Here is an 18440-nt window from a genome sequence, read left to right as displayed (position 1 = left end):
CTCGATGGCAGAGAAGATTGCCAGCGGACCGTTCCTGCTCCGGCATGTGAATCCTACGGAAGTGAAATCCAAGTGACCGAGAAGAGCCCGATCCCCAAAGATCCGGACGCGGATATCCACGACGACGGCGACGAGCCGGCCTTCGAATGGATGAAGCCCGCGGCCAAGTCCGCAGCCACTGATGCACGTCCGGCCGGGGCCCCTGACGGAGCCCGGGACTCTTCGAGCACGCGGGAGCCCGAAGGGGGCAAGCCGGGAGCCGGCGCCGTGGGAGCGGCAACCGCAGGCGAAGCTGCACGGCCGCCCGCGGGACGGCCCGTGGCAGGACCGTCCGTCGCAGGACCTCCCGTCGCAGGACCTCCCGTCGCAGGACAACAGGCGGAGAGCCGGGCTGACCGCAAAGCCGCCGAGGCTGCGGAGGCCGGACAGGAACCAGCCCTCTTCGCGGAGCCCTTGCCGACGTCGGCCCTTCAGGTCCGCCCCCCGGAAGCCGAAGTGGAACGCCGCAACCACGAGCGGGAGCAGGCCGCCAACGCCAAGCCGCTGGCCCCGCGCATTTTCCAGGTCCTGCTGGCCGTCTTCTACCCGGTGGTCCTCCTGGTGCTGGCAATCCGCGCCGTGGCGAGCCCGCTGTTCTTGTGGGTGGAGTACTACCGGCCGGGATTCCCTGGCGACGGCTACGGCTTCAACGCCGATGACCGGATGACTTATGGGTCCTACGCCCTGGACTATCTCAGCAACTGGTCCGGTCCACGCTACTTGGGCGAGCTCGTCAACCAGAACGGCGAGAAGCTGTTCAAGGAAGGCGAAGTTTCCCACATGGCCGACGTCAAGACCGTGATGCTCTCCGCATTCGGTGCCGGCGCGCTCATGATCATCATCGGCATCATCGCCATGCTCTATCTGCGCAAGCGAAGCACGGGCGGAATCCGCCGCGGAATGTTTGCCGGTTCGATCGTCACTTTGGTGCTCATCCTTGGACTGGGCACGCTTGCGGCCTTGGGCTGGCAGCAGTTCTTCACGGACTTCCACCACATTTTCTTCGCCAACGGCACCTGGACATTTGCGCTCGACGACACGCTGATCCGCTTGTTCCCGGGGCAATATTGGATGGACTCCGGGATTGCGATCGGTGCATTGGTCTTCATCACGGCCCTGCTGACACTCATCTTCACCTGGCCTACCCGCCGTCGTCGCGGACTTGCACCCAAGAACCAAGCTGCTGCGGAACACAGCGCGGATGCGGACCCGGAGGTCCGCGCGGAAGCCGGCACGCCGGAGAAGTAGCACCACCGCAACAACGAGGAAAGCGGTCCGCCTGGGAATCTCCAATCCCAGGCGGGCCGCTTCGTTCATGCGGGGGTGTTCAGTGTGCGAGCCGTCCCGGCCTTCCGGTCAGGCCGCTCAGATCCAGGACGGCATCCACATGCGCATCCGCCAGTCCTGGTAGCTGATCACTTCCGCCGTCCACACCGGATAGAAGAACGCCGACAACAGCACGGCAAGGACCACCACAAGGCCCACCAGGTACAGGCCGGAGCGGCGCCGCCATGGAGGAGCCCCGCTCCTGCCGAGCACCAGTCCCAATCCATAGACGAGGGCCAGCACGAGGAAGGGCTCGAAGGAAAGCGCATAGAAGTAGAACATGGTGCGCTCCGGATACATGAACCACGGTAAATACCCGGCGGCGACCCCGGCCAGGATGGCCCCCGCCCGCCAGTCGCGCCGTCCCGCCCACCAGAACAGCACCACAAAGAGCGCAATCGTGGCACCCCACCAGACCACCGGGTTGCCGACCGACAGGATCGCCGAAGTGCAGTTGGGCAGATCGCAGCCGGGAGTGCCCGGCTTGGGGGACTCATAGTAGAACGATGTGGGCCGCCCCATGACAAGCCAGGTCCACGGACTCGCCGAATACGGGTGCGGCGAGCTGAGGCCCTGATGGAAGTTGTAAGCCTGCACGTGGTAGTACGCCAGGGAGCGCAACGGCCCGGGAATCCAGCCCCACGTGGCGGAAGGATTCGTGTCGGCCCAGTGCCGGTAGTAGGCGTCGTTGGAAAGGAACCAACCGGTCCAGGTCGACAAATACACGGCAGTCGCCGCGGGAATCATGGTGAAGAACGCCGGAATGCCGTCCTTGATGATGCCTGCGCTGGGCCAGCTCCGGATGCCCGCAATGCGCCGCGCGCTCATGTCCCAAAACACCGTCATCAAGCCGAAAGCAACAACGAAGAACAGCGCCGACCACTTGGTGCCGACCGCCAAGCCGAGGCAGACACCCGCCGCCAGCCGCCACCACCGGAATCCGAGCCACGGGCCTGAGGCGAGGTGCACCGCCGTCGGACGGCCGTCCTTGGCTCCGCCCGCCAGCGCGGCAAGCCGTGCCGCCAAGCGGCGTCGTCCGTCGTCGCGGTCCATCAGCAGGGCGCCAAAGGCGGCGAGCAGCCAAAACATCAGGAAGATGTCCAGGAGCGAGGTCCGCGACATGACCAGGTGGTGGCCGTCCACGGCGAGCAACAGTCCCGCCACCGCGCCCAGGATGTGGGAACGGAACAGCTTCAGCGCGATCAAGGCGACCAGGAAGATGGAGAGCGTGCCGGTCAGAGCCGCGGAAAACCTCCAGCCGAAGGAATTGTCCGAACCAAAGAGCCACATCCCGAAGGCGATCATCCATTTCCCTACCGGGGGATGCACCACGTACTCGGGGGAGTTGAGCAAGACGTTGGGGTTGCCCGCATTGAAGGCATCGTTGGCCTTGTCCGGCCAGCTCCGCTCGTAACCGCTGACCAGGAACGAGTAGGCATCCTTGACGTAGTAGGTCTCGTCGAAGACGAGGCTATGCGGGTCACCGAGGCGGACAAAACGCAGAATCCCGCCGATCACGGCCGTGATGGCGGGGATCAGCCAGAACCACAGCCTCAACGACGGCGGATAATCCCGCCAGCTCTGGATGGTTCCAATGAGCCGCGTCCGCAGGGCCTCGGCTTTGAAAGCCTCCCGGGGCCGTATCAACCAGGTTTGCGGGGCGGGGCGCACGGAGGTATCGGTCACTCAGCCCATGCTACCTTTTGCCTCCGGTAGCTCCCTGAAGGCCGGAGGCGGAGCCAGGGCATTAGGCTTGTTGGGTGACTGAACAGCTGAGCTCCCCGGATGAAACCACCGTTCCTGATTCGGCGGAGTCCCTTGAGGCGCACGCGCTTCCTGACCTGCCCGACGGCGTAGGCCGGATAGTGCTGGCTGCCACTCCCATCGGCAACGTTGGCGATGCCTCCAGCCGGCTCATCGAGTTACTGCAGACGGCCGACATCGTCGCAGCGGAGGACACCCGGCGCCTGCATCGGCTCGTCCAGTCGCTCGGCATCACCGTGTCCGGCCGGGTCATCAGCTACCACGAGCACAACGAGGCCGCCAAGACCGAGGAACTGCTGGACCACGTCCGGGCCGGCAAGACCATCATCATGGTGAGCGACGCCGGAATGCCCGCAGTGTCCGACCCCGGCTTCCGCCTCGTGGAGGGAGCCGTGGCCGCCGGGCTTTTCGTCACCGCCTTCCCCGGCCCGTCCGCCGTGTTGACGGCCTTGGCGCTATCGGGGCTGCCCACCGACCGGTTCTGCTTTGAAGGATTCCTGCCCCGCAAAGCCGGAGAACGCAGCTCCCGGCTTGCGGACCTCGCCGACGAACGCCGGACGATGGTGTTCTTCGAGGCCCCGCACAGGCTTGAGCCAATGCTCCGTGCCTTGCACGAGCGTTTCGGCTCGGACCGTCGCATCGCGGTCTGCCGCGAATTGACGAAGACCTACGAGGAAGTCATTCGGGGAACCATCCGGGAATTGCTCGAGTGGGCCGAAAACAACGAGGTCCGCGGCGAGATCGCCGTCGTCGTCGCCGGCGCCCCCGAACAGGCGCCAGGCAAGCCTGAGGACCATGTTGCCGCCGTCAATGAACTCATCGCCCAGGGAATCAGGCTCAAGGAGGCGGTGGCCGCAGTGGCCGAGGACGCCCGCATCAGCAAGCGCGAGCTGTACTCTGCCGTGCTCGCGGCGCGTTAGGCGGTGCTTGCGGCGCGGTTGCTTCAGCCCCCACTCCGGGGCTGTGCAACTGCACAAACTCTTGCGCCCGCGGCAGTGCGCGAAGGCGTAGACACTGCTTCGCGGCGGGCAGTACCGTGACAGTAATTCCACAAAAATCAAGTGTTGGTGCATCCCTACAATGTGCGCTGACTGACGAAGGAGTCACTGTGACTGTTACCGCCGATCGCGAAAGCGAACTTCTCGCCTCCGTTCCCACGGGGCTGCTCATCAACGGCCAGTGGCTGCCTGCCGCGTCCGGCAAGACGTTCGACGTCGAGGATCCCTCCACGGGCAAGGTGCTTGTGAGCATCTCCGACGCCGGAGTGGAAGACGGCGCCGCGGCGATGGACGCTGCCGCAGCCGCCCAGGCCTCCTGGGCCCGTACCGCTCCGCGCGAGCGTGGCGAAATCCTGCGCCGGGCATTCGAGCTGGTCACGGCACGTGCCGAAGACTTCGCTCTGCTCATGACCTTGGAAATGGGCAAACCCTTGGCCGAAGCCCGCGGTGAAGTAGCCTATGGAGCCGAGTTCCTGCGCTGGTTCTCCGAGGAAGCCGTCCGCGTCAGCGGCCGCTACTCCGCGGCTCCGGACGGCAAGAACCGCATCCTCGTCCAGAAGAAGCCGGTTGGTCCCTGTCTCCTGATCACCCCGTGGAACTTCCCGCTGGCCATGGCCACGCGCAAGATTGCTCCCGCGGTGGCCGCCGGCTGCACCATGGTCCTCAAGCCCGCCAACCTGACCCCGCTGACCAGCCTGCTCTTCGCACAGGTCATGCAGGAAGCAGGCCTCCCCGCAGGCGTGCTCAACGTCATCCAGACCTCCACGGCCGGCGCCGTCACCGGGCCCCTGATCAAGGACGACCGCCTGCGCAAGATCTCCTTCACGGGTTCCACCGCCGTCGGACAGGCCCTCATGCGCGAAGCCGCGGACAAGGTCTTGCGCAGCTCCATGGAACTCGGCGGCAACGCCCCGTTCGTGGTCTTCGAGGACGCCGACCTGGACAGGGCTGTCGAAGGCGCCGTCGCGGCCAAGATGCGCAACATGGGCGAGGCTTGCACTGCAGCCAACCGCTTCATTGTGCATGACTCCATCGCTGACGCCTTCGCCGACAAGTTCGCTGCCAAGATCTCGGCACTGAACACTGCGCGCGGTACCGAGCCGGACTCCACGGTCGGCCCGTTGATCGATGGCAAGGCCCGCAACGGGGTGCATGCACTCGTGTCCGACGCCGTTGCCAACGGAGCGGTCGCCGTCACCGGCGGTGCCCCGGTGGACGGCCCGGGCTACTTCTACCAGCCCACCGTGCTCAAGAACGTGTCCGCGGACGCCCGGATCCTGAAGGAAGAAATCTTCGGGCCCGTTGCGCCGATCATCACCTTCAAGAGCGAGGATGAGGCCATCAAACTGGCCAACAACACCGAATACGGGCTGGTGGCCTACGTCTACACCAGGGACCTGAACCGTGGACTGCGCGTCAGTGAAAAGATCGAGACCGGCATGCTCGGCCTCAACGCGGGCGTCATCTCCAACGCCGCGGCACCGTTCGGTGGCGTGAAGCAGTCAGGCCTGGGCCGTGAAGGCGGTTTCGAAGGCATCGAGGAATACCTCACCACGCAGTACGTCGGCATCGCGGATCCCTACGCCGACTAGTAGGACTTCGGCGGACCTCTCGCAACGGGGAACTGCCGTTGAGTGAAAGGCAGGGCACTGAACCTTTGGGTTCCGGTGCCCTGCCTTTGCCGTTCCAAGCCCAACTGATCCCCACCGCCACCCTCGCCTCGCAAGCTCGGCCAGGGAACCCTGGCGGCGTGGCCCCTCACTGTCGTTTTAGGCGCCCATAACGACAACAACTGCTAGTGAGTTGGGTCAGCGCGGCCAGCGGATGGAACTGAACAGTCTTTTCCAGGATCCTGCCGCACGGCGAGCCGCGGCGGTGGACATGCCACCCAGCCAACGGAAGGGGGTCGATAGGAGCTGGAACCACCGGGACATCAAGGATGGCGGGAACCAATCCGCACGGAAGGCCTCGAACCATGTGGCATTGCGCCGGAACGCCGCACGGACAGCCGCGATCCGGATCGGGGCCGCGTTCGCTTGCTCCGCCGCAGTGTCCGCAGGGACGCCCGCCGGGGGACCGTAACGCTGCCGTTCGAAGTCGCCCGTGAGCGAGGCTACTGCGTGCTGCCCGGCGTCGTCGTCGGCTCCCGACGGCGACGCTGCCGCCACGGGCGCGCCGAGCACAGCCGAGTTGCTCAATCGGGCCGCGAAATGCCGCGGCGTTTCGCTCGGCACCGGCGGTACACCGTAATCCGTGGCGAGGTCCTGGAGCTCAGCCCACGCCAGGACCGGACCACCCGGCCTCAGGCGCCGCGCCCGGATACCGGAGCGGACCAGCCGCGGGGAGGCCACCAACACCGCCAAAAGGAGCGCCGCTGCGGTGACGTACCAAATGGCCGCGGAACCGGTGCCCGTGCCCGATCCGACCCCCGGACCCGCAACGGGCGGTACAGCGGCGGTGCTCGGCGCGGGAGTCGAGGCACCCGGGGCCAGGTTTTCGTCATGCAGGTTGGTGCTCGGGCCGCCCGCTGCAACAGGGTCGCTCGCGTAGGGCGGGACCACGCCGCGGGAAGGGGTTGGTTCGAAGGCGACCCAACCGACTCCCTCGAAATAGAGCTCGGGCCAGGCATGGGCGTCGCGGGCATCCACCTGGTATTCGGGAAGGGGTTCCTGTCCCGCCACGGCAACTGTGGCCCCCGTGGCGTGGCCCGGCGCGTAGCCGACGGCGATGCGGCTCGGGATTCCCTCCAGCCGTGCCATGACGGCCATCGCGGAAGCGAAGTGCACGCAATAGCCGCTCTTCTGCTGCAGGAAATCCGCCAGCACGGACAGGCCGTTGCCGTCATAACCGCCCTGGACGGGAGCCTGCAGGGAGTAGCTGAACTGGGACGAGCGGAGATAGTTCTGGATCGCCATCGCCTTGGCATAGTTGCCGTTGGCGCCTGCCGTCACTGTCTTGGCGGTGTTCTTCACAATGTCAGGAACATTGCTTGGCAACTGGATGAAATCCTGCGAGATGGAGGTGGGCTTGGCATTGTCCTGGCTCAACGTCGCGGACGTCACGGAAGGCAGCGCCGAATATACCGTGTACTGCTGGTTCCGGGTGGTGCTGTCCTCGCCGCGGATGCTCAGTGTCTCGGGATCCCAGGACCAGCGTCCGCTCAGGCCGTTGACGGCGGTCGGGGCATAGGGGACCGGGAGATACGGGCTGGTGAACTGTCCGGTATCGACCACGGTCAATTGGCGGACCAGCTCGGCGGGGAGCGGGTAGTCGGGCGCCATCCGGCCAGCCCCGATGCGCCGGGAGGCTTCGCGGTCGTCCGGCGCCCAGGTATCGCCGTCGAACTTGTCAATGGTGACGGAACGCAAGTACACCGGGGCCGTGGAACTCGTGGCGTAGGTGATGCTGCCGTCACCGGTGGGATTCCGCAGGCTGTTGCCGAGCGTGATCATGGGATTCAGGCCGTTGGACACGCCCCAGGGATTCAGCCTCGAACCGACCGGAAACGTCCCGCGCTCAAAGCCCGGAACCGCCAACGGCAACAGCAGCCCCACCACCAGGGCCACGCCACCGATCACGATGGACCGTTTGAGCTGCCCCGTACCGTGGGCGTTGTCGGTCTGCAGCCTCGAGTCCGGTGCGAACCACTGGCTGCAGCCCAGGATCAGGATGAATCCGACGGCGGCAGCCAGGAATCCGGGCAGGCCGCCGCCTTGCGGCTTGATGGTCGCCGGGAACACGAGGACTACCAGCAGGCCCAGTCCACTTGTCGCGGGCATGCCGAGCGGGACGGCCAAGGCGTCGATGAGGATAGCTACCAAGCCCAGCCCCGCGCACGCAACGAAAACTATTCCGGCGTTCGGGGAGACGGGCGCCGTCTCAGATACCACCGTTTCGCCGGCCCGTTTCAGGAATTGGCCCAGCGTGTCAAGGGTCGCGCCGGAAGGAATGAAGCCCGCGATGCTTTCCGGCCGGAAGAACGTGAAGTCGAGGATGAACACCAAGGCGAGAAACCCGCCCAAAGTGGTGAGTACCGGGTGGACCCTCAAGGCACGAAGGACGGCGAGGGTCAATCCGACGACGAACACCGTGGTGATAGCGGGAACCAACCATGCCCAGCCCCTGAAAACCCCGTTGAGGGAGAGCGAGGCTCCGAGTACGGCGAAAGCGATGGCCGCCGACATTGCCCAAGGGTAGGCTCCAGGTCCCGGCTTCCGCGGGGAAAGGGGTGCCCTTCCCGGACCGCTGGACCTTCCCGGACTATTGGAGGATGGGTCACTTGTCCCCGCCGGCTCCGGGCTCGGGGGCCGTCCCGGGGGGCCGTTCCTGGAGGTTGTGGTCATCGTGGCACCGCCGCGCCACGGCGGACGTCCATCGCTGCGGCAGCAGCTGCGAGGATCTCTCCCTGATCGAAGCCGGCCCAGGCGGCGGGAAGGTCCGTCCTCGAGCTCACGGCGACGGCACGCCATCCGCCCAGCTTGAGGGCTTCGATGACAGGCTGGACATGGCGCGGGTGGTCGGTAACAACGAGGGCAAATGCGTTGGCCCCGTAGCCGGCGGCCGGCGCCAACGCCCGGGCCTCGGAGAGCGGCATGTTGCCGAGCAGCGCGAGAACGGGGCCACGGAGGCGGTGCGCGGCCAGCTTGTCCATCAGGTGGTCGTCGAAGGGGGCCTCGGCACCCTCGACGGCGGCGGTTTCTTTACGGCCGCGCTCGCCGTGGACGTGCCGTGGACCGCTGAGCTGGATGGCGGCGAGGCTTTCGGCAATGGACTGCAGGCCTCCCAAACCACTGAATTCCTCGGTTTCGGGATACGGGGCGGAGCGGGATGAACGGAATGCGGGGTGTCCCGCGGCATCCAGGAACCGCAGCGAATAGTTGCGATCGGCGAGGTGGGTGCTGATCGACATCGCCGCCGTCACGACCCATTCGAAGTTCTCGCTGCTCACCAGTTCAAAAGCGTCGTCGTGGGCAGGGCCGAAGACCGCGGCCGGGCCGGACACGAAAGCGGAATAGCGCTGGTCCAGGATGATGGTCGCCTCTGGCGTGGTGACGGATTCCTCCTGCCGCACCATGAGCTCTCCGTGCCGCGCTGTCGCGGCCCAGTGGACGCGTCGCATGGGGTCCCCGTGCCGGTATTCGCGGGTCATCACGTCGTCGTCACTGGGGTTGGCGCGGATCCGGGTGGCCGTCACGCCGTCGTTTCCGCGCGCCCCGGCCAGGCCGGTGGCGGGGAGTTCGACGGCGGCAGGCGTCACGGTGAGGATGTCGCCGTCGTCGATCTCGTGGCGGTGCAGCGACAAGCCGAAGGGATCGCAGAACTCGGCCGTCACCGGACCGATCTTGAACTGGCCGCGCTTACCGGAGCGCAAATGGTATTCATAGCGGCTGGTGCCGCCGGAAGCGGCGCGGGCAGGAAAGCGAAAGGCCGGAGGTTCGCCGAAGCGCGGCGGCAACTGCTCCTCCATGATCACCGGCCCGGCGGCTGCACCGGTCCGTGCCACTGCCAAGCGCACCGTGGCCGTGGAAGAGGTTTCCACGGAGGAGGGATGGAATTCGCGGAACACCTGGAAGCGCGGTTTGAGGATACGGACCCCGGCAAGCGATACCAGCGGCAGCACCAACAGCAGGATCCCCAGGGCCAGCAGATCCCGCCTGCCCATGATCTGGGCAAGCAGCAAAGAACCCACGCCGCTGGCAAGCAAGCCCCACCCACGGGTCGTGAACAGATGCTTCGGAAGTAGATCGACCAGCGCCATGCCTGCCCCCCTTCTTCGCTTCCCCTAGGCGCCGCGGCGTTCCGCGCCGGCGTCCTGGCTGACGGGGAGGGAGGCCAGGATGGCCCGGATGATGCTCTGCGGAGTGTCACCGGAACTCGCGGCCTTGCGGTCAAGGATGATGCGGTGTGCCAGAACGGACTCAGCGACGGAAATGACGTCGTCGGGAAGGACGAAATCCCTGCCGTCAAGGGCGGCCGTCGCTTTGGCCGCCCGCAGTAGTTGCAGCAGGGAACGGGGGCTGGCTCCGAGGCGCAGGCGTGCGCTGTCGCGCGTGGCCCGGCCCAAGGCAACCGTATATTCCTTGATCGATTGGGAAACGTAAACCTGCTGTACCGTGGCGATCATCGCGGCTACGTCCGCGGAAGTGACCACAGGGGTGACTTTGGCGAGGGGTGAGACAGCCTGATGCGTCTCGAGCATCTCGATCTCCGAGAGCTTGTCGGGGTAGCCCATTGAGATGCGGGCCATGAAACGGTCCCGCTGCGCCTCCGGCAACGGATACGTTCCTTCCATCTCGATGGGATTCTGCGTCGCGACAACCATGAACGGTTCGCCCAGCTGGTACGAATGGCCGTCCACTGTCACCTGGTGTTCCTCCATGCATTCGAGGAGGGCGGACTGCGTCTTCGCGGAGGCGCGATTGATTTCGTCGCCGATCACGATGTTGGCGAACACCGCACCTATCCGGAACTCGAACTGCCGCGAGGACTGGTTGTAGATGGAGACGCCCGTGACATCCGAAGGAAGCAGGTCCGGGGTGAACTGGATACGGCTGACCTTGCAATCGATGGTCCGGGCGAGGGTCTTGGCGAGCAGCGTCTTGCCAACGCCCGGCACGTCCTCCACCAACAGGTGGCCTTGGGCGAGGAGCACGGTGAGGGCAAGCGTGGCGGCCTCGGCCTTGCCGTCGATCACTTTGTTGATGGCCGCCAGGATCTTCTCGCTGGCAGCATGGAATTGCCCAGGATCCATGACGCTCGGCTTGTGCCCGTTAAGGGACTCGCGCTCAGGCGGCAAGGCAACCACGGCCTCGTCCCGTAGCAACTCTTCGTCAACGGTGCCGTGTCGCTTTGAGTCCATGGACAATCCCCTCAGCCATGACAGAAACCCCAGCCGGGCCGCGGTGCCCTGGCCGGGATATACCGCCTTTTGTACCAGACTACCCAGCCTAGGGCCGCCGCAGACAGAGGCATGTTCTTGAGGAATGGATACACGGGGGATTAGCTCGCGGTCCGGAAGGCATCAGCAGGGAAAGATAGGGTGGATCCATGTGCAATTCCCTCCCACCGGCTTCCTACCGCGCAACTGAAACCGGCGATTCCCGCAAGGAATACCCGCCCGCTCCCGAACCGCTGCCGGTCCCCGTGATGGACAACCACACGCACCTCGATTTCCGGCACGGCCTGCTCGAAGTAGCCGTCGCGGATGCTTTGGACGCGGCCGAAGCCGTGGGGGTCCAGGGCGCCGTGCAGGTAGGTTGCGACCTCGAGTCATCGCGGTTCACGGTCCAGGCGCTGGACGCGGACCGGCGGCTCCTCGGAGCTGTCGCGATCCACCCCAACGATGCCCCCGTGTACGCGGGACGCGGAGAGCTGGAATCGGCGCTCGCGGAAATCGAGGAGCTTGCGGCGCATCCTCGGGTTCGTGCGATCGGTGAGACCGGCCTTGATTTCTACCGCACCCATGGCGACGGCCTGGTGCACCAGCGCCATTCGTTCCGCCGCCACATCGATATTGCGAAGCGGCTGGACCTCACCCTCCAGATCCACGACCGTGACGCGCATGACGACGTCGTCCAGGTTCTCCGGGAGGAGGGGGCCCCGGAGCGGGTGGTGTTCCATTGCTTCTCGGGCGATGAAGAACTGGCCCGGATCTGTAACCTGAACGGCTGGTACATGTCCTTTGCGGGCACCATGACGTTCAAGAACGCCGCCAATCTGAGGGACGCGCTGGCCATCGCGGATCCGGAACTGGTGCTCGTCGAAACGGATTCCCCGTTCCTCACGCCGCACCCCTACCGGGGCCGTCCGAACGCGAGCTACATGGTGCCGTACACCGTTCGTTCCATGGCCGAAGTGACCGGAACCGAGCTTTCCACGCTGTGCTCGCAACTGGCCCAAAACACCGTCGCAACGTACGGTTCCTGGGACTGAGCCGAATCCGGTTTACATACCCAGTATGTAAAAATCTTGGTCACTTTATAACGCTTCGGTTACAGTGGGTAACCAGTAGCCGGGGTCGGGGAAGGCCTTCGGACAACTAACTCCGTTCGCAATTGGTGTTTTCAGTTGAATTGAGTGTGGCGGCGCACAACTCCGCTGCAGTCCTCCAGCATGCTTCGGCAGGCATCCGGGACCGCGGCAGGAGGCCCCTGTGCGCTTTTCCCCGTGCCCGGATGGTCCAAAAGTTACGGGCAAACATGGTTAAGTTCTTCACCACGGGCGGCAAGTTCAGTTTCGTCAAAGTCGGTGCGCAGCTGCTGGTGCTTTCGGCACTGGTGCTGGGAGTGGTTGCTTTTACAGGCAACAACAAATCAGTCACCCTCAACGTCGACGGCAAAGTGAGTTCCGTCCAGACCTTCGGCAACACCGTTGACCAAGTGGTCAAGGCAGCCAAGGTCGATCTGAAGGCTGAAGACCGGGTATCCCCGGCCTTGGACGCCTCGGTGCAGAACGGTTCCATCATCAACGTCAACCTGGCCAAGGCCGTCACCGTCAGCCTTGACGGCGCCCAGCGGACGGTCAACACCACCGCCCCCAACGTCGAAGGCCTCGTTTCCGAGCTCGGCGTCGCGAGCGCATCGGCCGTCTCGCAGCCGAAAGACACGCAGCTGGCCGTCTCCGGATCCTACGTTTCGATCCTGACCCCCAAGACGATCAGCCTGATTGTCGACGGTCAGAGTTCGGCAAAGACCACGACGGCGGCCGACGTGGGCACCGTCCTCAGCGATGCCGGCGTCTCGCTTGGCGCCAACGACCGGGTTTCGCAGCCCAATTCGGCTCCCGTTGTCCAGAACATGGTGATCAAGGTTTCGCGGGTGGACACCAGCAAGACCGCCACCGAGACCGAGAACGTCCCGTTCGACACGGTCACGACGGAAGACGCCACCCAGTTCAGCGACCAGAAGACGGTCACCCAGGAAGGGGTCCTCGGGCTGCTCAGCAAGACGTTCAAGCTCGTCCTGGTGGATGGCCGTGAGGCTTCCCGGACGTTGGTCTCCTCGGACGTCACCGTCAAGCCGGTCTCTGCGAAGGTAACGGTCGGAACCAAGGAACGCCCCAAGCCCGCACCTGCCGCAGCTGTTGCCTCCGGACCTACGGGTGCGCCGAACGAGGCAATGTGGGACAAGATCGCACAGTGTGAGTCCGGCGGGAACTGGGCCATCAACACCGGCAACGGTTACTACGGTGGCCTGCAGTTCGACATCCAGACCTGGATCGGTTCCGGCGGTGGCGCTTACGCTCCCAACGCCGCCGCCGCCAGCAAGGCCCAGCAGATCGACATCGCCAACCGCGTCTACGCGCAGCGCGGCCTGTCTCCGTGGGGCTGCGGATGGGCAGCATCCAGCTAGGCAAAAATGAAAGTGGCCGGGTCCGGAATTTTTCGGGCCCGGCCTTTTCGCGTGCTGAAGCCAAGAGGCGGCGCTCCCGCCGGTCGCTCAGACGATACGATACCTAGGTGACTGAACCGAATTCCGAACCCGCCGCCGTCGCGCCCCTTCTGGGAGCTGCGGACATCCGACGGCTCGCCGAGGAAATCGGTGTCCGCCCCACAAAGACCCTGGGCCAGAACTTCGTCATCGACGGCAACACGATCAGGAGGATCGTCTCCGCCGCCGGTATTGATCCCGAGGAAACCGTGCTGGAGGTCGGCCCCGGGCTGGGTTCGCTGACGCTCGGCCTGCTCGACGCCGCCAAGACAGTTGTCGCCGTCGAGATCGATCCCGTACTGGCCGGCAAGTTGCCGGAAACGGTGCGCACGTGGCGCCCGGAAGCCGTGGACGAATTCCACCTGGTCCTCTCCGACGCCATGAAGGTCACCGAACTTCCGGTTCAGCCCACGGCTCTCGTGGCCAACCTGCCGTACAACGTCGCCGTCCCCGTGGTCCTGCACCTGCTCCAACATTTCCCGAGCCTGCAACACGGGCTGGTCATGGTCCAGGACGAGGTGGCGGACCGGCTGGCCGCGGGGCCGGGCTCCAAGATCTACGGAGTCCCCTCGGTCAAGGCCGCCTGGTACGGCCACATGCGCAAGGCCGGCGTGATCGGCATGAATGTGTTCTGGCCGGCCCCCAAGATCCACTCCGGCCTGGTGTCCTTCACCCGCGGCGCGCCGCCGGCAACGCACGCCACGCGCGAACAGGTCTTCGCAGTCATCGACGCCGCTTTTGCCCAGCGGCGCAAGACGCTCCGCGCGGCCCTCGCGACGTGGGCGGGGAGCGCGGCGGAGGCCGAACGTTTCATTGTCGCTGCAGGCGTTGATCCGACTGCCCGCGGAGAGGTGCTCGATATCAACGCGTTTGTCCGGATCGCCGAGGCACGCCACCCCCTGGACGCATGAATCCGGCAATCGGCGGTGCGAACCGCGGGCGCTTCGTCGCACGGACCGTACGCGTCCGGGCACCCGGCAAAGTGAACGTTTCCCTCAACGTCGGCCCCTTGCGGCCCGACGGCTACCACTCTGTGGCCAGCGTGTATCTCGCGGTGTCCCTGTACGAGGAAGTAGCCGCAACGAGCACGGAGGGGACCGGGATCACGGTCAGCATCGCTCCCTCAAGCACCTTGGACCTCGACGGTGTGGACATCCCGCTGGACGAGCGGAACCTGGCCTACAAGGCTGCCGCCATCATGAGGGATGTCTCGGAGAAAGCCACGGGCGTGCATTTGGAAATCACCAAGCGCGTCCCCGTCGCCGGGGGCATGGGCGGCGGCTCGGCCGACGCCGCGGCGACACTCCTGGCCTGCGATGCCCTCTGGAACAGTGGTTTGTCACGCGAAGAACTGGCCCACCTTGCAGCCGAGCTGGGCGCGGATGTGCCGTTCTCGCTTCTCGGAGGTACCGCCGTCGGGCTTGGCGTGGGCGACGAACTCTCACCTGCACTCGCGAAAGCGCAGATGGACTGGGTCCTCGTCTGCGCAGACTACGGACTTTCCACACCCGAGGTTTTCCACACCTTGGACAGGCTTCGGACCACCGAGGGACTCGACATCCCCGAGCCGCTCGAGGTGGACGCCAAGATCCTTCAGGCGCTGCGCGACGGGAATCCCGATGCCTTGAGCAAAGTCCTCATCAACGACCTCCAGCGCGCCTCGATCGAGCTGGCCCCGCAATTGCGGGACACCATAGGGATAGGGGAGTCCAGCGGTGCCCTGGCCGGGATTGTTTCCGGTTCCGGCCCCACCGTGGCTTTGCTTGCCCACAACCCCCGGGCGGCCGAGGGGCTCGCCGAGGACCTTCGGCACCTGGGGCACAACGCCCTTGCTGTGCACGGCCCGGTTCCGGGTGCCCGAATCATCTCCGATACCCTTCTTTGACACGTCGCCCTGACTGTTCACACCAGAAAGTAGTACCCAGTGGCCCACCTGCTTGGCGGTGAAAACCTCACCGTTTCATTCGCAACCCGCACCATCCTCGACGGCGTAACCCTTGGTTTGGAGGACGGCGACAGGATCGGCATGGTCGGGCGCAACGGCGACGGCAAATCCACGCTGATGCGCTTGCTGGCATTGCGCTCGACGCCGGACTCCGGCCGCGTCACCAAACGCGGCGACGTCAACGTCGGCTACCTCGACCAGTCCGACGTGCTCGACGGCGACCTCACGGTCGGCGCCGCGATCGTCGGCGACCAAGCCGACCACGAATGGGCCGCGAACCCCAAAATCCGCGAGATCATGGGTGGCCTCGTGGCCGACGTCGATTGGCACGCCAACGTGCATGCCCTCTCCGGCGGACAAAAGCGCAGAGTCGCCCTGGCCAAGCTGCTCATCGAAGACCACGACGTCATCATGCTCGACGAACCAACCAACCACCTCGATGTGGAAGGCGTCGCCTGGCTTTCCCGGCACTTGAAGACCCGCTGGCGCGCCAACCAAGGCGCGTTCCTTGTGGTGACTCACGACCGTTGGTTCCTGGACGAAGTCTGCAACCGGACGTGGGAAGTGCACGACGCCATAGTGGACCCGTTCGATGGCGGTTACGCTGCCTACGTGTTGGCCCGCGCCGAGCGTGACCGCACGGCGTCCGTCGTCGAAAGCAAGCGCCAACAGCTGGTCAAGAAGGAGCTGGCGTGGCTGCGCCGGGGCGCCCCTGCGCGCACGTCCAAGCCCAAGTTCCGCATCGAAGCCGCCAACGAGCTGATCGCAGATGTTCCTGATCCGCGCGACTCGGTGGCCCTCAGCAAGATGGCAACCGCCCGCCTCGGCAAGGACGTGCTGGACCTTGAAGGCGTCTCCCTGGACTTCAAGGGGGACGACGCCGGCCGGAAGCTCTTCGACGACGTTACCTTGCGCTTGGCTCCGGGGCAGCGGCTGGGGCTGGTGGGCGTCAACGGTGCCGGAAAGTCCACCCTCCTGAGGCTCCTTAACGGCGAGATCACGCCGAGTTCAGGCAAGGTCAAGCGCGGCAAGACTGTTGTCACGGCGGTGCTCAGCCAGGACGTCAAGGAACTCGATGACGTGTCCGACCTTCGCGTGATCGAGGTCATCGAACGTGAGAAGCGCTCCTTCAGCGTGGGCGGCAAGGAATTCACGGCCGGCCAGCTCGTGGAGCAGCTCGGGTTCACGAAGGAAAAGCAGTGGACTCCCGTCACCGACCTTTCCGGTGGCGAACGGCGCCGCCTGCAACTTCTGCGTCTGCTTGTGGGCGAACCGAACGTCCTGATGCTCGACGAACCCACCAACGACCTCGATACCGACACGCTTGCCGCCGTCGAAGACGTCCTGGACGGCTGGCCCGGCACGCTGGTCGTTGTCAGCCACGACCGCTACCTGCTGGAGCGAGTCACGGATTCCCAAATGGCACTCCTGGGTGACGGCAAGCTCCGCGGACTTCCGGGCGGCGTGGACCAGTACCTGGAATTGCGTGAAGCCGCGCTGGCGAGCGGCGCGGTGACCGGCGGCGCGTCGAGCGGCAGCGCGAGGCCGACGGCGGGAAGCGGCTCGAGTGCCGCAGCCTCCGGGCCCAGCGAAGCAGAGAAGCGCGAAGCCCGCAAAGACCTGAACAGGATCGACCGTCAACTGGGCAAGATCGCGCAACAAGAAGAGAAGCTCCACGTCCAAATGGCGGCCAAGTCCCAATCCGGCGACTTCGACGCCCTCGGCGAACTGAACACCAAGCTCCAGGAACTCCTCGACGAAAAAGAAGGCCTAGAGCTCGAATGGCTCGAGGCGGCGGAGATCCTGGGGGAGTAGGTGCGGCTCGCCTTGGTGCGTGGTCGCCTGGGGTGCCGTAGGCGGCTCTTCCGCGTCGCTTAGCGCGGAGGTTCCTTCCCAAAGCTCGCAGGCTCGCTTCGGGGCCCTCGGAACGCCGCTTCGACGCAAGAGGGCCCGCTCGGTCGCTGAGCGAGCTCCCCGGCCCACGAAGGGCCGCGATGCGCTCCTTTCGGAAGAACCGCCTCCGGCGGGGGTAAGTCACCTCGCGGGGGCGGACTGCCGGCGTCGTCCGCCAGCGGTGGGATGGGTAGGGGCCGTGGAACTCGAGGCACAAGGGAGACTTCGGCAATTCTTGACACACAAATTTGCCAGCGACACGGATCGAGAAAATCAATGCGCGGATTCCAGTGCCGATAGGAATTTTGCGCGTCGTCGGGGCACATCGGCGTCGGAGGTCCGGGCGCGGGTCGAAGCGGCTGTTTGGTGAATCGGGGGCGATTCTCGACCCCCAAATTTGCCAGCGACGCAGAAAGTGAAATCCGATGCGCGGATTCCAGTGTCGATAGGAATTTTGCGTGTCGACGGAGCGCCTCGGCGTTGAAGGCCGGGCGCCAAACGGAACGATGGCAAGAGCGGTGCTGCGGGCCTTCGGGTAGGAGCGCATCGCGGCGCATCGGGGTTTGGAGGTCGCTCAGCGACCGGAAGACCCCATATGCGCTGTGTCTAAGCGACGGCGAAGGGCCGTTGCTCCGCGTAGGCGACCAAGGGCGACGGCGACGGCGAAGGGCAGTTGCGCCGCGGAGGCGACCACGGAAACGCAACCGCGGAGGCGACCACGGCAACCGTGGACGCAACCGAAACCGCAACCGCAAAAGCCAACCAGACGCCCTAGCCCTCGCTCCGGAGTTCCGGCTCCTTTTGCAGGCCCGTCAGGCCGTTCCATGCCAGGTTGACCAGGTGGGCGGCTACCGCGCGTTTGTCGGGCTCGCGGTGGTCCAGCCACCATTGGCCGGTCATCGCCACCATGCCCACGAGCATTTGGGCATACATGGCGCCGTCGGCTGCGCTGAAACCGCGCCGGGCGAATTCGTCGGCGAGGAGGTCCTCTACGCGATCGGCCACGTGGGAGAGGAGGGTGGAGAAGGCGCCTTCGGGCTGGGAGGG

General features: G+C 65.4%; 12 protein-coding genes and 1 pseudogene. 8 read left to right on the top strand and 5 right to left on the bottom strand.

Annotated features, from left to right (window positions below; genetic code table 11):
• Window positions 1–72 precede the first annotated feature (72 nt).
• Entirely contained in the window at window positions 73–1287 is a 1215-nt protein-coding gene (locus AC3WJU_RS06770) for a TIGR01906 family membrane protein (RefSeq protein WP_492259506.1), read from the top strand.
• 117 nt (window positions 1288–1404) lie between these two features.
• On the opposite strand, the gene AC3WJU_RS06765 is transcribed toward AC3WJU_RS06770, so the two are convergent.
• Window positions 1405–3051, bottom strand: coding sequence for a dolichyl-phosphate-mannose--protein mannosyltransferase (locus tag AC3WJU_RS06765; protein ID WP_492259505.1), 1647 nt, complete (start codon window positions 3049–3051; stop codon window positions 1405–1407).
• Window positions 3052–3206: 155 nt separating this feature from the next.
• On the opposite strand from AC3WJU_RS06765, the gene rsmI reads away from it, so the two are divergent.
• Together rsmI and AC3WJU_RS06755 are read left to right on the top strand one after the other, a co-directional pair.
• Entirely contained in the window at window positions 3207–4049 is an 843-nt protein-coding gene (gene rsmI / locus AC3WJU_RS06760) for a 16S rRNA (cytidine(1402)-2'-O)-methyltransferase (RefSeq protein ID WP_284989869.1), read from the top strand.
• 188 nt (window positions 4050–4237) lie between these two features.
• Window positions 4238–5719, top strand: a complete 1482-nt coding sequence (locus AC3WJU_RS06755; RefSeq protein ID WP_059387943.1) for an NAD-dependent succinate-semialdehyde dehydrogenase — start codon at window positions 4238–4240, stop codon at window positions 5717–5719.
• Window positions 5720–5935: 216 nt separating this feature from the next.
• Here AC3WJU_RS06755 and AC3WJU_RS06750 read toward each other — a convergent pair whose 3' ends face one another.
• From AC3WJU_RS06750 to AC3WJU_RS06740, 3 genes are all read right to left on the bottom strand, one after another.
• Entirely contained in the window at window positions 5936–8311 is a 2376-nt protein-coding gene (locus AC3WJU_RS06750; RefSeq protein WP_492259504.1) for a transglutaminase TgpA family protein, read from the bottom strand.
• Window positions 8312–8466: 155 nt separating this feature from the next.
• Window positions 8467–9885 (bottom strand): DUF58 domain-containing protein, encoded by a 1419-nt coding sequence (locus tag AC3WJU_RS06745; protein ID WP_284989836.1) that lies wholly within the window; start codon window positions 9883–9885, stop codon window positions 8467–8469.
• Between the two features lie 24 nt (window positions 9886–9909).
• Window positions 9910–10986 carry an AAA family ATPase gene (locus AC3WJU_RS06740; protein WP_492259503.1) on the bottom strand — a complete coding sequence of 359 codons (1077 nt, stop codon included), beginning with the start codon at window positions 10984–10986 and terminating at the stop codon, window positions 9910–9912.
• Between the two features lie 188 nt (window positions 10987–11174).
• Here AC3WJU_RS06740 and AC3WJU_RS06735 point away from each other — a divergent pair, with 188 nt between their 5' ends.
• From AC3WJU_RS06735 to AC3WJU_RS06715, 5 genes are all read left to right on the top strand, one after another.
• Window positions 11175–12059 (top strand): TatD family hydrolase, encoded by an 885-nt coding sequence (locus AC3WJU_RS06735; RefSeq protein ID WP_306961210.1) that lies wholly within the window; start codon window positions 11175–11177, stop codon window positions 12057–12059.
• Window positions 12060–12325: 266 nt separating this feature from the next.
• Window positions 12326–13477 carry a resuscitation-promoting factor gene (locus tag AC3WJU_RS06730; protein WP_059387941.1) on the top strand — a complete coding sequence of 384 codons (1152 nt, stop codon included), beginning with the start codon at window positions 12326–12328 and terminating at the stop codon, window positions 13475–13477.
• Between the two features lie 107 nt (window positions 13478–13584).
• Window positions 13585–14466 (top strand): 16S rRNA (adenine(1518)-N(6)/adenine(1519)-N(6))-dimethyltransferase RsmA, encoded by an 882-nt coding sequence (rsmA, locus tag AC3WJU_RS06725; RefSeq protein WP_284989832.1) that lies wholly within the window; start codon window positions 13585–13587, stop codon window positions 14464–14466.
• Window positions 14463–15440, top strand: a complete 978-nt coding sequence (locus AC3WJU_RS06720; RefSeq protein ID WP_284989831.1) for a 4-(cytidine 5'-diphospho)-2-C-methyl-D-erythritol kinase — start codon at window positions 14463–14465, stop codon at window positions 15438–15440. Before rsmA ends, AC3WJU_RS06720 begins: the two co-directional genes overlap by 4 nt.
• 39 nt (window positions 15441–15479) lie before the next feature.
• Window positions 15480–17315 (top strand): ABC-F family ATP-binding cassette domain-containing protein, encoded by a 1836-nt coding sequence (locus tag AC3WJU_RS06715; protein ID WP_284989830.1) that lies wholly within the window; start codon window positions 15480–15482, stop codon window positions 17313–17315.
• An 849-nt stretch (window positions 17316–18164) separates the two neighbouring features.
• Here the strand turns inward: AC3WJU_RS06715 and AC3WJU_RS06710 are convergent.
• A pseudogene (locus tag AC3WJU_RS06710) lies at window positions 18165–18440 on the bottom strand (TetR/AcrR family transcriptional regulator); the annotation flags it as partial.

Source organism: Arthrobacter sp. FW306-1B-F12A (genome assembly GCF_058781865.1).
Note: the sequence above shows the minus strand (reverse complement) of the source record. Positions and strands in the feature narration are given on the sequence as shown.